The following is a 14,250-nucleotide window of genomic DNA, read 5'->3' as shown; positions in this document are numbered from 1 at the left end:
ATTTCGCCGCTACGAGACCTGGAACCTCATCCCAAGTCTCAAGAGCAGCCAACCGCCTTGCACTCGCGCCGCCATCTCTTAATCAAACCTCTCAGCAATTGTTCCTAAGTGATTGTTTTCACTATAAAGGCGTATAGGGCAGATCGCGTTTATGTGCACTGCGGCGATAGGTGCTGAAAATGATCTCCAGCGTTGCCGGACTCACCGGCTTGCCTTCCAGGAAGTCATCGATCTCGGCGTAGGTGATGCCGAAGGCATCCTCGTCGGCCTTGCCAGGAGACAGGGATTCGAGGTCGGCGGTCGGTACCTTGTGCACCAGGGCATCCGGCGCGCCCAGCCATTCGGCCACGGCTCGCACCCGTCTCTTGTTGAGGCCATGCAGGGGCGTGAGATCGCAGGCGCCGTCGCCGAACTTGGTATAGAAGCCCATCAGCGCCTCGGCGGCATGATCGGTACCTATCACTAGGCCGCGCCGGGCTCCTGCCACGGCGTATTGGGCGATCATGCGCTGGCGCGCCTTGATGTTGCCGAGGGTGAAATCCTCATGCAGTTCGTCATCGAAGGCCACTCGGGCCTCGCGCACCGAGGCGAGCATGGCATCACTGGCGGGTTTGACGTTGACGGTATGGGTCTCGTCGGGCTGGATGAATTGCAAGGCGCGCTGGGCATCCTCTTCGTCCCGCTGCACGCCATAGGGCAGGCGCATGGCGATGAATCTCAGCCGGGCATTGCCGCTCTCCTCCCGCGCCCGCTCCACCGCGAGCTGCGCCAGGCGGCCGGCGGTGGAAGAATCCACCCCACCGCTGATACCCAGGACATAACTTTCCTGGCGACTGTCGAGCAGATAATCCTTGAGGAACTGGATACGACGTTCGGCCTCCGCGGCCGGGTCGAAATGCTCGGGCACCTGCAGGGCCTGGATGATGTCGCGCTGCTGGGCGTCGGTCATCGGGCGTTCTCCTTGAGTTCGCGTTCAAGACGTTGGTGGTAGGGCACTACGCCCGCCAGGCTGTGTCGGGCAGCAGCCAGCTGGACGGCTTCCCGATCACCGGGAAAGTGTTGGGTCTCAGCATAGAGCACGATGTCGTCGCCCACCCGATAGCCCCAGGCGAAACAGACGGTCCCCTGGGGAATGCCGTCGGCACCGCCCGGCCCGGCCAACCCGGTGTTGGCGATGGCGACCTGGGCCGGGCTGTCGCGCAGGGCACCGGCGGCCATCTCCCGCGCGACTTCCTCGCTGGTGAGGTTGTAGCGCTCGATGGTCTCCGCCTTCACCCCCAGCAGGCGCTGCTTGGCCTCCGGGGAGTAGACGACGTAACCGGATTCGATGCAGCTGCCGCTGCCCGGCACTTCGGACAGCAGCCCCACGACCTTGCCCGCGGTGCAGGATTCCGCCGTGGTCAATTGCAGTTCCTGGGCCTTGAGGTATTCCAGCATGGACTCGATGAGATTCATGGATGTCTTCCACCACACAGCTTTCACCCCCGTTGGAAGAGCGGTGAATTGGGGAAGTTCTCGCCCCGTCGCGGCGGTTTTTTCTAGGTCGGCGGGGGTGTCGACGTCGAGCTGGATGCCGGGGTCGGCGACCTCCAGCTCTAGCACCGACGCCTCGCGCAGCAGCCGTTTCGCTCCTTCATCGCCACTCAACGCGCTGAGCGCAGCGGCAAAATTCCGACCAAAGAACACGGGATGTCCGCGTCGCCCCGCGTGGACCGGTACGACGATACGGTCGGGCCGCTGCAGCTCGAGCAGTTGGCGAGCGGTCGCCAGATGAATGAAGGGCATGTCGCCCAAGGCCACCAGCCAGCCCTCCGCTGCGGACGTCGCCCGCACCGCGGCGGCCAGGCTGTCGCCCATGCCCGAGGGGGGTAGCTCCAGTACCTGCAACCCCTCGCGGCGGGCCAACGCGGCGCGCCAGGGGGCAGCGGTGGAGACCACGGCCAGGCAAGGTAGATCGAGGCTGCGCCATAGCCGGAAGGTTGCCTGCAAGACACTCATTCCAGTATGACTAGGAAGCGCTGCTTGCAATTTGTCATCCCCGCCCGCCGCCCGAAAGCGGCTGCCGGTGCCGGCCGCCAGGATGAGGATCTGCACCGACGCCATCCTCAGGCGACCTGCTCCACCGCCACCAGTGCGCGCTTCTTCTGGGTCAGGGCGATGCCGTTCTTCACCGCCACCACCTCGGCCAGCAAGGACAGGGCGATCTCCGGCGGCGTGTGGCTGCCAATGTGCAGGCCGATGGGGCCATGCAGGCGATTGATCGCGGCGACGGGCACCTCCAGTTGCAGGAGACGCTCCCGGCGCTTGTCGTTGTTGCGCAGCGAGCCGAGGGCACCGACGTAGAAGGCATCGGATTGCAGGGCCGTCAGGAGCGCCAGGTCGTCCAGTCGCGGATCGTGGGTCAGGGCCACCACGGCGGTACGCTCGTCCGGGCGGATCGCCAGTACGGCATCGTCCGGCATGCCAGGAATGAAGCGCGCCGGGCGCGTCGCCCAGTCCTGGCGGAATTCCTCGCGGGGATCGCAGACCAGCACCTCGAAGTCGAGCATGGCCGCCATGTCGGCGACATACAGCGACAGCTGGCCGGCACCGATCAGCAACAGGCGCCAACGCGGACCATGTACCAGGCGCAGGTGGCCCTCGTCCAGCCTGACCGGCTGGTCCTGGGTCGCCGGCGAGATCCGCACCCGGCCCGTGGCCAAGTCCAGCTCGCGCAGGGCCAACTCATGGCTCTCGCAATGTTCCAGCAACCGGGCGACCCAGCTGCAGTCGTCGACCCTCTCCTGCACCAGGCGCAGGGTACCTCCGCAGGGCAACCCGAACCGCGCGGCTTCGTCACCGGAGACGCCATAGGTGATCACCTCGGGGCGCTCGCCGGCGAACTGGCCGGCCTGCAGCCGGGCGATGAGGTCGTCCTCGATGCAGCCGCCAGACACCGAGCCGCAGACCTGGCCATCGCCGCGCAGCGCCAGCATGGCGCCCGGCGGCCGTGGCGAGCTGCCCCAGGTCTGGACCACGGTGAACAGGCTCACCCGGTGCCCTGCCCGGCGCCAGGCTACCGTGGTACGCAAAACTTCTTGGTCGACACTGTCCACGCCTCTTCCCCTCTACCCTGCGCCTGCGGCGGCAAAATCGCTGTTCGGGGGTAGAACTCAACAACGGAGCGGGGTTCCCCGGGGCGGAACCCCGTGGATCGCCGGCCTATCCATAGGGGACACCCCTCCTGGAGAACGCCCATGCCCCGCTCGATCTGGAAAGGCGCCGTTAGCTTCGGCCTGGTGCACATCCCCGTCTCGGTCGTTTCGGCGACCCGGCAGTCGGGTATCGACTTCGACTGGCTGGACGATCGCAGCCTGGACCCGGTGGGCTACAAGCGCATCAACAAGACCACCGGCAAGGAGGTGCCCAGCGAGCACATCGTCAAGGGCATCGAACATGGCAAGGGCCAGTACGTGGTGCTCAGCGACGAGGAGATCCACAACGCGCTGCCCGAGGCCACGCGCACCATCGACATCCTCACCTTCGTCGAGGCTCGCGAGATCTCCATCCTGCACTTCGAGAAGCCCTACTACCTGGCGCCGGACAAGAACGGCGAGAAGGTCTATGCGCTGCTGCGCGACACCCTGAGCGCCGCCGGCAAGGTCGGCGTGGCCAACGTGGTGATGCATACCAAGCAGCACCTGGCGGTGATCATGCCGCTGGGCGATGCCCTGGTGATGAACACCCTGCGCTGGGCCGACGAGGTGCGCTCCGCGGAAGACGTGGGCCTGGAAGGGCTGGATGCCAAGGTCACCAAGAAGGAGGTGGACATGGCCCAGCGGCTGGTCGAGGACATGACCGAGCAATGGGACCCGAGCCAGTATCACGACACCTTCAAGGACAACGTCATGTCCCTGGTCGAGCGCAAGCTCAAGGACGGCAAGCTCGAAGCCGTCGCCGAGGAACCCGCGGACGAAGACAGCGGCGCCGACGTCATCGACCTCACCGAGCTGCTGCGCCGCAGCCTCGGCGGCAAGCGCAAGGACAAGGAGCCGGAGCCACCCAAGGGCAAGAGCGCCAGTCGCCGGCGCAGTTCCACCCCCAGTCGCACCCGTAAGGCCAAGTGAGGAGCGCCGTCATGGCCAGCTCGACCAGCGAATACAACCGCAAGCGCAACTTCGCCATCACCGCCGAACCCCGCGACGACGACAGTCCCCGCCCGCGCAAGGCCAAGGGCGCCCTAGGCTTCGTCATCCAGAAGCACGACGCCCGCCGCCTGCACTACGATTTCCGCCTGGAGCTGGAGGGCACCCTCAAGAGCTGGGCGGTGCCCAAGGGGCCCAGCCTCGACCCCGGGGAGAAACGCCTGGCGGTACAGGTGGAGGATCACCCGCTCGCCTATGGCAGCTTCGAGGGCAACATTCCCGAGGGCCAGTACGGTGCGGGCGATGTCATCGTCTGGGACCGCGGCGAGTGGCAGGCCGACGGCGACCCGGCGGCAGGCTATGCCGCCGGCAAGCTCAAGTTCGAACTGCGGGGCGAGAAGCTGCGCGGCCACTGGACCCTGGTCCGTACCCGGCTGCAAGGGCACAGCGACAAGCCCCAGTGGCTACTGATCAAGGAGCGCGACGACGAGGCCCGGGATACCGCCGACTACGAGGTGACCGCGGCCGAACCCGACAGCGTGCTGAGCGACAAGACCTTACCGCGCCTGGCACCCGCCAAGGCCAAGACCCCGGCCAAGCCCAGGGCGGCCAAGGCGACCGCGTCCAAGCCTACCGCCAAGGCGCGCAAGGCCACGCTGCCCGAGACCCTGGACGCCGAGCTGGCCACCCTGGTCGATGGTCCTCCCGCCGGCGACTGGCTGTACGAGGTGAAATACGACGGCTACCGCCTGCTGGCCCGCATCGACGGCGACGAGGTCCGTCTCTTCACCCGCAGCGGCAATGACTGGACCGCGCGGCTGCCAGAACAGGCCGCGGCCCTGGCGGCACTCGGGCTGGACAATGCCTGGCTGGATGGCGAGATCGTGGTGAACGACGCCAAGGGCGTATCGAGCTTCCAGGCTCTGCAGAACGCCTTCGAGACCGGCAAGGCCACACGGATCACCTATTACCTCTTCGACCTGCCCTATCTCAACGGCGCGGATCTGCGCGAGGTGCCGGTCGAGCAGCGGCGCGACCTCCTGGACAAACTACTGGAAGAACGCAACGACAGTGAGCTGCTGCGCTTTTCCGCGGCCTTCGAGGTGCCGGCCGACCGTATCCTCGCCAGCGCCTGCGAGCTGGGCCTGGAAGGGGTGATCGGCAAGCGGCTCGGCAGCCCCTATCGCTCCCGGCGCAGCAAGGACTGGATCAAGCTCAAGTGCGCCCATCGCCAGGAATTCGTCATCGTCGGCTACACCCCACCCAAGGGGGGCCGCCAGCACCTGGGCGCCCTGCTGGTCGCCCTGCACGATGAACGGGGCCAGCTGCATTACGCCGGCAAGGTCGGCACCGGCTTCACGGCGGCGAAGCTCGAGCAGTTGCACGAGCGGTTCCAGCCGCTGGTCATTGACCGGCCACCGGTGGTGGATCCGCCCAAGGGCGCCGCCTACCGCGGGGTGACCTGGCTCAGGCCCGAGCAGCTGTGCGAGATCGCCTATGCCGAGATGACCCAGGACCGCATCGTGCGCCAGGGCGTCTTCCATGGTCTGCGCGACGACAAGCCGGCCCAGGAGATCGGCCTGGAACAGGCGCAGCCGGCCCAGGCAGCCGAAGCGTCCAGCGCTACCGCCACGCGCAAACCCAGTGGCAAGCAAAGAGACGCCGAGGTGGCCGGCGTGCGCATCAGTCATCCGGAGCGGGTCATCGACGCGGCCAGCGGCGCGCGCAAGCTCGACGTGGCGGGCTACTACGCCGCCGTCGCCGACTGGATCCTGCCGCACCTGGCCAATCGCCCGGTGGCCCTGGTGCGTACGCCCGAAGGCATCGCCGGCGACCAGATCTTCCAGAAGCACAAGCAGACCCTGGCCATCCCCCATATCCGCGAACTCGACCCTGCACTGGACCCCGGCCACGCGCCGCTGATGGTCATCGACAGTCGCGACGCCCTCATCGGCGCCGCCCAGATGGGCACGGTGGAGCTGCATACCTGGAACGCCACCGCCGACCGCATCGAGCGTCCCGACCGCTTCATCCTCGATCTCGACCCCGATCCCGCCCTGCCCTGGTCACGCATGGTGGAAGCGGCGGAACTCACCCTCACCCTGCTCGACGAACTGGACCTGCAGGCCTTCGTCAAGACCAGTGGCGGCCGTGGCCTGCACCTGGTGGTCCCGCTGGATCGCCGCCAGGACTGGGATACCGTCAAGGGCTTCGCCCAGGCGGCGGCCCAGCACCTGGCCAACACCCTGCCCAAGCTGTTCGCCGCCAAGATGGGGGCCCAGAATCGCCAGGGGCGGATCTTCGTCGACTACCTGCGCAACCGCCATGGCGCGACCACGGTCAGCGCCTTCTCGCTGCGCGCCCGCCCACAGCTGGGTGTTTCCGTACCCGTGGCCCGTCGCGAGCTCGCTGCGCTGGAACGAAGCGACCAGTGGCACTTCGACACCCTGCTGCAACGACTCGAAGCGCTCAAGGACGACCCCTGGCAGGGCTATGCCGAGGTCCGGCAAAGCCTTACCGCAGCCCGCCGCAAGCGGCTCGGCGCGCCCTAGGCCCGCGCCTGCCGTCGGCAGCGGAGCGGCGCTGCGAAACCCGGTGTCCTCGCCCGTGGTCTGCACTTACGAGCGTTGTCGTGGACAGCGCCGTCGCCAGCCACGGGATGGAGCCGATGTCGATCGATCTGGATAGCCTTCAGGACACCCTGGACGAGTGGGCCTATGACGAGGTCACTCCCGCACTGCTGCATCAGCGTCTGCAACTGCTCAACCAGCGCGGTCTCGACCGCCTGCCCCTGCCTGGCCAGGGGCGGACCCTGGAGCGCTGGCGCGCCCTGGCCAAGGTAGCCAACCACGACCTGGGCCTGGTCAAGCTGTACGAAGGCCACACCGATGCCCTGGCCATCCTCGCCGAACTCGATGGCTTCACCGCCCCCCTGGACAGCCTCTGGGGCGTCTGGGCCGCCGAGCCGCCGGACGCCCGCCTGCTGGTGCGCTACAGCATCGACAGCATGGTGACGCTGCATGGCCGCAAGTCCTGGTGCTCGGGCGCGGCCTTGGTCAGCCACGCCCTGGTGACGGCCTGGATGGACGATCACCCGATGCTAGTGGCGGTGGAAATGAACCAGCCCGGCGTCGAGGTCACCCAGGATGGCTGGCGCGCCATCGGCATGCAGGCCACCGGCAGCGTCGACGTGGTCTTCGACGGTGCGGCCGGCGTCCTGGTCGGCGCTCCCGGGCGCTATCTGCATCGCCCAGGCTTCTGGCACGGTGGTGGCGGTATCGCCGCCTGCTGGTATGGCTCGGCGACCGCCCTGGCCAACACCTTGCGCGCCTATTGCAAGCGCCATCGCGAACCCCATGCCCTGGCCCATCTCGGCCACGTGGACGCCGCCCTGCTGGGCGCCGCCACCGCCCTGCGCCAGGCCGCCAACTGGATCGATCACAACCCTACCGCCGACGCCCGCTACCCCATCTGCCAGCTCCGGGCGCTGGTCGAACAATGCGCCGAGATCGTCGTGCGCCACACCGGGCGGGCCTTCGGCGCCGCCCCCCTGTGCCGCGATGCCTATTGCGCCCGGCATATGGCGGACCTCCCCGTCTACCTGCGCCAGAGTCACGCCGAGCGCGACCTGGCGGTTCTGGGTGATCTCAATCTGCTGGAGGGTGCCCCTTGGCAACTGTAGGTGATCGTCAGATCCAAGGCTCGGGCACCTCACCCGAGGCCTGGGCCCAATGGGCCGGCTTCAACACCATGCCGACGGTGGCCGCCGCCCAGCTGGTCCCGCCAGGCCAACGGGCGGTAGTGGTCGCCCCGCACCCGGACGACGAGATCCTCGGCTGTGGCGGCCTGCTGTGCATGCTTGGCGAGCTGGGACGGCGCCTGGCCCTGGTGGCGGTGACCGACGGCGATGGCAGCCATCCGCACTCCAGCCTCTGGCCGGCCAGTCGGCTGCGCAACACCCGGCCCCTGGAATCCCGGGAGGCCCTGCGCCGCTTGCACCTGGAGCGCGCCACGGTCACCCGGCTGGCGATTCCGGATGGCCAGGTGAGCGAGCAGGAAGCGGCGCTCCAGCAACGCCTGCTCGACTTCATCACGCCGGAGGACGTGGTCTTCGTCACCTGGCGACTGGACGGCCATCCGGATCACGAGGCGACCGGTCGCGCCGCGGTGCAGGCTTGCCAGGCGCGCGGCGCCCGCTGCATCGAGGTACCCATCTGGACCTGGCACTGGGCAGCGCCCGGCGATGCACGGGTGCCCTGGGAGCGCGCCTGCCGACTCGAATTGGATGAGGATGTCCTGGCCCTGAAGAAGCAGGCGGTGAACGCCTTCGGCAGCCAGCTCAACGCGGACACCAGCACCGGCCAGGGGCCCATCCTGCCGCCCACGGTGGTCGCCCGGCTCACCCGCGCCTGGGAGGTCTACCTGACGTGACGGTCTCCATGAGCTATTTCGACTCCCTTTACGCCGGAAATGCCGACCCCTGGGACTACCGTCATCGCTGGTACGAGGCACGTAAGCGCGACCTCACCCTGGCCATGCTGCCGCATCGACGCTATGGGCTGGGCTATGAGCCGGGCTGCTCCACCGGTGAGCTGTCCCGCCGCCTGGCCGAGCGCTGCGATCGCCTGCTGGTCAGCGACGGCAATGCCTCGGCGGTGGCTACCGCCAGCGCGCGGCTGGCCGACCAGCCGCACGTCGAAGTCCGCCACCTGCTGCTGCCCGAAGCCTGGCCGGAAGGCGCCTTCGACCTCATCGTCATCAGCGAGATCGGCTACTACCTCGGCGAAGCCGGGCTCGCGGCGCTGCTCGATCACGCCCACAGCGCCCTGGCACCGGGCGGGGTCCTGCTCGGCTGCCACTGGCGGCATCCCATCGAGGGCTGCGCCCTGAGCGGCGACCAGGTCCACGAGCGCCTCGCCGCCCTACCCGGCCTGCACCGCCTCAGTCATCTCGAAGAATCTGATTTCCTCCTCACCCTCTGGTCTTCCGACCCCACCTCCGTCGCCCGCCGGGAGCAGCTTCTATGATAGGTGCCGTGATACCTGCACATAACGAAGAGCAACATGTCGAACGCTGCCTGCAGTCGGTGCTGCGCGCGGCCAGGCATCCGGCACTGCTGGGTGAAGAGGTCGAGATCGTCATCGTATTGGACAGCTGCACCGACGGCACCGCCGACATCGTCCGGCGGCTGCCGGTGACGGCGCTGGAGGTCTGGGCCTGCAACGTGGGACTGACCCGGGCTACCGGCGCTGCCCACCTGATCCAACGCGGTGCCCGCTGGCTCGCCTGTACCGACGCCGACTCCGAAGTGGCGCCGGACTGGTTCGCCGCCCAGCTGGCCTACGGCGCCGACGCGGTCTGCGGGGTGGTCGAGGTGGACGACTGGACGCTCCATTCCCCCGGCCTGAGGGCTCGCTACGAGGCGGCCTACCACGATCGCGAAGGCCACCAGCACATCCACGGTGCCAACTTCGGCATCTCCACGGCGGCCTACCTGCAGGCCGGTGGCTTCCCGGCCATGACAGTGGACGAGGATGTCAGCCTGGTCACGGCGCTCAAGACCCAGGGGGCACGTATCGCCTGGAGCAACAGTGTCCGGGTGCGTACCAGCTCGCGGCTCGATTGCCGCGCCCGTGGCGGTTTCGGTGACTACCTGAGCCTGCTCGGCGCCACCGCCTGAGTTTAGACGTCCAGCGCGAAGGTCCCCGGGGTCATGCCGAATTGCCGGCGAAAGGCGGCGATGAAGGCCGACGGCGAGTTGTAGCCGCAATCCAGGGCCACCTCGGTGACCGAACCGCCCTGTTCCAGCCGCTCCAGGGCGCTGATCAGGCGCAACCGTTGCCGCCAGCTGCGAAAGGTCAGTTCGGTGTCACGCAGGAAAGCCCGGCTCAGGGTCTTCTCCGAGGCGCCCAGCACCTTCGACCACTGCGCCAGAGTGCGCTCATCCGAGGGATTGGCCGCCAAAGCCTCGCACAGCTGGCGCAACCGGGCATCCTGGGGCGCTGGCAGCGACAGCCCTACCTCAGGCGCCGCCTGCAGCTGATCCAGCATCACCGATACCAGCCGTCCCTCCGCCCCCTGCTCGTCGTACTCCCGCGCGAAGCCGCTGAAGGTCTTGATCAGCTCGCGGATCAGGCCGCTGACGACCACCACCCGGCAGCGTTCCCCGACATAGGGCGCCGCCTCGGCGCTCACGTAGAGGCTGCGCATCTCCGCCTTGGGCGAGGAGCGCACCTGATGCTCCACGTCGGCAGCGATCCATACCGCGCGCTGGGGTGGCGCCACGTAGCTGCCTTCGCCGGTGGTGACGGTGAGCACGCCGCGGATGGCATAGGACAGTTGCCCCCAGGGATGGCGATGCCAGGGGGTCCAGGCGGGTTGCACCAGGGATTCCACGCGCGCATAGAGCCGCCGTGGCAGGCTGGCGAGCGCGGGCACGGGGCGTTCGACCGCACTCTGTCCGTTCGACGACATCATTGGGGCTTTTCGCGTTAGTCGGCTAGGTCAGGGAACGATAGCCTTGTGGCTATCCCACGACAACCCGAGAGAGACCATGGCTCGTCCCCGCCTGATGCCCGACAACTTCACCCTGCTGCTGGTGGCCACGGTGATCCTCGCCAGCCTGCTGCCCTGCCGCGGCCTTGCGGCCCAGGTCGCCAACGTGGTGACCAACATCGCCATCGGTCTGCTGTTCTTCCTGCACGGGGCGAAGTTGTCGCGCCAGGCGTTGGTAGCCGGCATCACCCACTGGCGGCTGCACCTGCTGGTGTTCGCCTTCACCTTCGTCACCTTCCCGCTGCTCGGCTGGGCCCTGCGGCCGCTGCTGGCCCCCCTGGTCACGCCGGAACTCTACCTGGGTGTGCTGTTCATGTGCGCCCTGCCGGCCACGGTGCAGTCGTCCATCGCCTTCGTTTCCATGGCCCGCGGCAACGTCTCGGCCGCGGTCTGCAGCGCCTCGCTGTCCAGCCTGATCGGCATCTTCCTCACCCCGCTGCTGGTGCGCCTGCTGCTCGATGCCCATGGCGCCTCGGACGGCCAGAGCACCCTGGACGCCATCGTCAAGATCTGCGTCCAGCTGCTGCTGCCCTTCATCGCCGGCCAGCTGCTGCGCCCGGTGATCGGCACCTGGGTGGACCGGCACAAGGGCAAGCTGAAGTTCGTCGACCAGGGCTCGATCCTAATGGTGGTCTATACCGCCTTCAGTGCGGCGGTAATCGAAGGCCTCTGGCGGCAGACGCCGATACTTTCGCTGGTCGGCCTGGTGTTCATCTGCGCCACCCTGCTCACCCTGGTGCTGCTGGCCACCCGCTACAGCGCGCGGCTGCTGGGGATGAGCAAGGAAGACGAGATCACCGTGGTGTTCTGCGGCTCCAAGAAGAGCCTGGCCACCGGCGTGCCCATGGCCAAGGTGCTGTTCGCCGGCAGCACCATGGGCCCGGTGCTGCTGCCGATCATGCTGTTCCACCAGATCCAGCTGATGGTCTGCGCGGTGCTGGCCCAGCGCTATGCCCGGCGCGAGGCGGTCGCCGCCAACCCGGTCGCCGCGCCGCTGGCCAAGTGATACCCGTGGGGACGCAGGCGCGCTCTAGGGCGCCGTGTCCTCGTGCACCGGCTTGCGCATCGTCACCCACTCCTCCGCTGCCGTGGGGTGGATCCCCAGGGTGTCGTCGAAGCAGGCCTTGGTCGCACCGGCCTTGAGGGCGATGGCCAGGCACTGGATCTGCTCGCCCGCATCCGGACCGACCATGTGGCAACCCAGCACCTGGTCGCTATCGGCATCCACCACCAGCTTCATCAGGGTGCGCTCGGTGACATCGGTCAGGCTCAGCTTGGTCGGCCGGAAGCTGCTCTGGAAGATCTTCAGCCGATGGCCGCGCTCGCGCGCCTGCTCCTCGCTCAGGCCAATACTGGCCAGGTTGGGCAGGCTGAAGACCGCGCTGGCGATCAGGTCGTAGTTCAGCGGGCGGTAGCTTTCCGGATTGAACAGATGGCGCGCCAGGGTCATGCCCTCGGCCAGGGCCACCGGGGTCAGCTGTACCCGGCCGATGACATCGCCGATGGCGAAGATCGACGGCTCCCGGGTCTGGAAGGTTTCGTTCACCTCCACGAAACCGCGTTCGTCCAGGGTGACCGCGGTGTTTTCCAGGCCCAGGTCGTCCAGCATCGGGCGCCGCCCGGTGGCGTAGAACACGCAATCGGCTTCCAGGACGCGACCATCCCTCAGGGTTACCTGCAGGGTGCCGTCCGCGGCCTTGTCGATCCGGGCGACGTCGGCATTGAACTGCAGGTCGTGGCCGCGCTTCTGCATCTCGTCGCGCAGGTGCTCGCGGACACCACGGTCGAAGCCACGCAGGAACAGCTCGCGGCGATACAGCAGGGTGGTTTTGGCGCCGAGGCCCTGGAAGATCGAGGCGAATTCGACGGCGATGTAGCCACCACCCACCACGATGACGCGCCGAGGCAGTTGCGGCAGGTAGAAGGCCTCGTTCGAGGTGATGGCGTGCTCGCGGCCGGGGAAGTCCGGTACGTCCGGCCAGCCGCCGGTGGCGATGAGGATGCGTTCGCAGTGATAGCGCCGGCCCTCGACCTCAACGGTATGGGCATCGAGGATGCGCGCATGGGCTTCCAGCAGGGTGACCCCGCTGTTGACCAGCAGCGCCCGGTAGATGCCGTTAAGGCGGCGGATTTCGTGATCCTTGCTGGCCACCAGGGTGTTCCAGTCGAATGCCGGCACCTCGGCATCCCAGCCATAGCCACGCGCCTGGCGGAATTCGTCGCGGAAGGAAGCACCGTAGATGAAGTACTTCTTGGGCATGCAGCCGACGTTGACGCAGGTGCCGCCGAGGTAGCGGCTTTCCGCCACCGCCACCCGGGCGCCGAAGTCGGCGGCGAAGCGCGCGGCGCGCACCCCGCCCGAACCGGCACCGATCACGAAGAGGTCGAAATCATAGGTCGTCATGGAACACTCTCTTGGTTTCTGCTGGCACCAGCATAACCCAGGCCGGCGCTGGCCACGGTCGCCGGGAGTCGAACGCCGAAAACGACAAGGCCACCCGCAGGTGGCCCGGTCTACTGTACGAGCAGCTTACAGCGCCTTGTACAGGTTCTCGAAGCAGAAGTTGGTGGCTTCGACGAAGCCTTCCGCGCTACCGCAATCGAAACGCTGGCCCTTGAACTTGTACGCCAGCACGCAACCGTCCTGGGCCTGCTTCATCAGGGCGTCGGTGATCTGGATCTCGCCACCCTTGCCCGGCTCGGTCTGCTCGATCAGATCGAAGATGTCCGGGGTCAGGATGTAGCGGCCGATTATCGCCAGGTTGGAAGGGGCATCTTCCGGCTTGGGCTTCTCGACCATGTTGTTCACGCGGTAGATGTCGTCGCGGATCATCTCACCGGCGATCACGCCGTACTTGTTGGTCTCGTTGGCCGGGACTTCCTGGATCGCCACGATGGAGCAGCGGAACTGGTTGTAGAGCTTGACCATCTGCTTGAGGACGCTGTCGCCCTCCAGGTTCAGGCACAGGTCGTCCGCCAGCACCACGGCGAAGGGCTCGTCACCGATCAGCGGGCGGCCGGTCAGGATGGCGTGGCCCAGGCCCTTCATCTCCACCTGGCGGGTGTAGGAGAAGGTGCAGTTGTCGATCAGCTTGCGAATGCCGACCAGGTACTTTTCCTTGTCGGTGTTCTTGATCTGGCTTTCCAGCTCATAGCTGATATCGAAGTGGTCTTCCAGCGAACGCTTGCCACGACCGGTCACGATCCCGATCTGATGCAGGCCCGCCTCCAGCGCTTCCTCCACGGCGTACTGCACCAGAGGCTTGTTCACGATGGGCAGCATTTCCTTGGGCATGGCCTTGGTCGCTGGGAGAAAACGAGTGCCATAGCCGGCTGCCGGAAACAGACATTTGGTGATCATGGGAGTCCTTTGATCTGTACGTGAAGGCAAAACGAACGGCGGTCTATCCAGCCGCTTGTCGCATACAATGCCCGAAGCGCGCGACGCTGGAAATAGCCAGGCATGGGCGCTCAATGGACGTGCGGATACGACTCCAGGATTGCCCTGCGGTTCTGCGCAAAGCGCCAAAGAACTGCTATCGTCCAAAGTTTGGAAACAGCGTCACGACTC

The 14,250-nt window shown here is 67.0% G+C and carries 13 protein-coding genes and 1 pseudogene; 7 read left to right on the top strand and 7 right to left on the bottom strand.

The genetic code is table 11. The features are described 5' to 3' along the window. Window positions 1-121: 121 nt before the first annotated feature. The 4 genes and pseudogenes from nadE to ACYJP6_RS10040 all read right to left on the bottom strand — a co-directional run bounded on the left by nadE (window position 122) and on the right by ACYJP6_RS10040 (window position 3,095). Window positions 122-949, bottom strand: a complete 828-nt coding sequence (gene nadE / locus ACYJP6_RS10055; RefSeq protein WP_459474847.1) for an ammonia-dependent NAD(+) synthetase — start codon at window positions 947-949, stop codon at window positions 122-124. Further along, a complete protein-coding gene (locus ACYJP6_RS10050; protein ID WP_459475347.1) occupies window positions 946-1,455 on the bottom strand; it encodes a CinA family protein in 510 nt (169 codons plus the stop codon). Before ACYJP6_RS10050 ends, nadE begins: the two co-directional genes overlap by 4 nt. A gap of 165 nt (window positions 1,456-1,620) precedes the next feature. Next, window positions 1,621-2,103: pseudogene (locus ACYJP6_RS10045) on the bottom strand (nucleotidyltransferase family protein); the annotation flags it as partial. A 2-nt stretch (window positions 2,104-2,105) separates the two neighbouring features. Continuing rightward, on the bottom strand, window positions 2,106-3,095 hold the full coding sequence (locus tag ACYJP6_RS10040) for an XdhC family protein (RefSeq protein ID WP_459474846.1): 990 nt from the start codon (window positions 3,093-3,095) through the stop codon (window positions 2,106-2,108). A gap of 141 nt (window positions 3,096-3,236) precedes the next feature. On the opposite strand from ACYJP6_RS10040, the gene ku reads away from it, so the two are divergent. From ku to ACYJP6_RS10010, 6 genes are all read left to right on the top strand, one after another. Then, window positions 3,237-4,106 carry a non-homologous end joining protein Ku gene (ku, locus tag ACYJP6_RS10035; RefSeq protein WP_459474845.1) on the top strand — a complete coding sequence of 290 codons (870 nt, stop codon included), beginning with the start codon at window positions 3,237-3,239 and terminating at the stop codon, window positions 4,104-4,106. An 11-nt stretch (window positions 4,107-4,117) separates the two neighbouring features. After that, window positions 4,118-6,676: a DNA ligase D gene (ligD, locus tag ACYJP6_RS10030; protein WP_459474844.1), complete on the top strand. Its 2,559-nt coding sequence runs from the start codon at window positions 4,118-4,120 to the stop codon at window positions 6,674-6,676. 116 nt (window positions 6,677-6,792) lie between these two features. Next, the gene (locus tag ACYJP6_RS10025) at window positions 6,793-7,806 is read left to right on the top strand and encodes an acyl-CoA dehydrogenase (protein WP_459474843.1); all 1,014 of its coding nucleotides are present in this window, start codon (window positions 6,793-6,795) and stop codon (window positions 7,804-7,806) included. Continuing rightward, the gene (locus ACYJP6_RS10020) at window positions 7,794-8,555 is read left to right on the top strand and encodes a PIG-L deacetylase family protein (RefSeq protein WP_459474842.1); all 762 of its coding nucleotides are present in this window, start codon (window positions 7,794-7,796) and stop codon (window positions 8,553-8,555) included. Before ACYJP6_RS10025 ends, ACYJP6_RS10020 begins: the two co-directional genes overlap by 13 nt. Further along, a complete protein-coding gene (locus ACYJP6_RS10015) occupies window positions 8,552-9,151 on the top strand; it encodes a class I SAM-dependent DNA methyltransferase (RefSeq protein WP_459474841.1) in 600 nt (199 codons plus the stop codon). Before ACYJP6_RS10020 ends, ACYJP6_RS10015 begins: the two co-directional genes overlap by 4 nt. Further along, window positions 9,148-9,804 carry a glycosyltransferase family 2 protein gene (locus tag ACYJP6_RS10010; RefSeq protein ID WP_459474840.1) on the top strand — a complete coding sequence of 219 codons (657 nt, stop codon included), beginning with the start codon at window positions 9,148-9,150 and terminating at the stop codon, window positions 9,802-9,804. The genes ACYJP6_RS10015 and ACYJP6_RS10010 overlap by 4 nt, the downstream gene beginning before the upstream one ends. A gap of 2 nt (window positions 9,805-9,806) precedes the next feature. Here the strand turns inward: ACYJP6_RS10010 and ACYJP6_RS10005 are convergent, their stop codons facing one another. Further along, window positions 9,807-10,601 (bottom strand): AraC family transcriptional regulator, encoded by a 795-nt coding sequence (locus ACYJP6_RS10005; protein WP_459474839.1) that lies wholly within the window; start codon window positions 10,599-10,601, stop codon window positions 9,807-9,809. A 76-nt stretch (window positions 10,602-10,677) separates the two neighbouring features. Between ACYJP6_RS10005 and ACYJP6_RS10000 the strand changes: the two genes are divergently transcribed. After that, entirely contained in the window at window positions 10,678-11,685 is a 1,008-nt protein-coding gene (locus tag ACYJP6_RS10000) for a bile acid:sodium symporter family protein (protein ID WP_459474838.1), read from the top strand. 24 nt (window positions 11,686-11,709) lie between these two features. Here ACYJP6_RS10000 and gorA read toward each other — a convergent pair whose 3' ends face one another. Beyond that, window positions 11,710-13,083, bottom strand: a complete 1,374-nt coding sequence (gene gorA, locus ACYJP6_RS09995) for a glutathione-disulfide reductase (RefSeq protein WP_459474837.1) — start codon at window positions 13,081-13,083, stop codon at window positions 11,710-11,712. Window positions 13,084-13,209: 126 nt separating this feature from the next. Continuing rightward, window positions 13,210-14,040 (bottom strand): UTP--glucose-1-phosphate uridylyltransferase GalU, encoded by an 831-nt coding sequence (gene galU, locus ACYJP6_RS09990; RefSeq protein ID WP_007161840.1) that lies wholly within the window; start codon window positions 14,038-14,040, stop codon window positions 13,210-13,212. Window positions 14,041-14,250: the final 210 nt, after the last annotated feature.

This window comes from Pseudomonas sp. No.117 (assembly GCF_054558395.1).
Note: the sequence above shows the minus strand (reverse complement) of the source record. Positions and strands in the feature narration are given on the sequence as shown.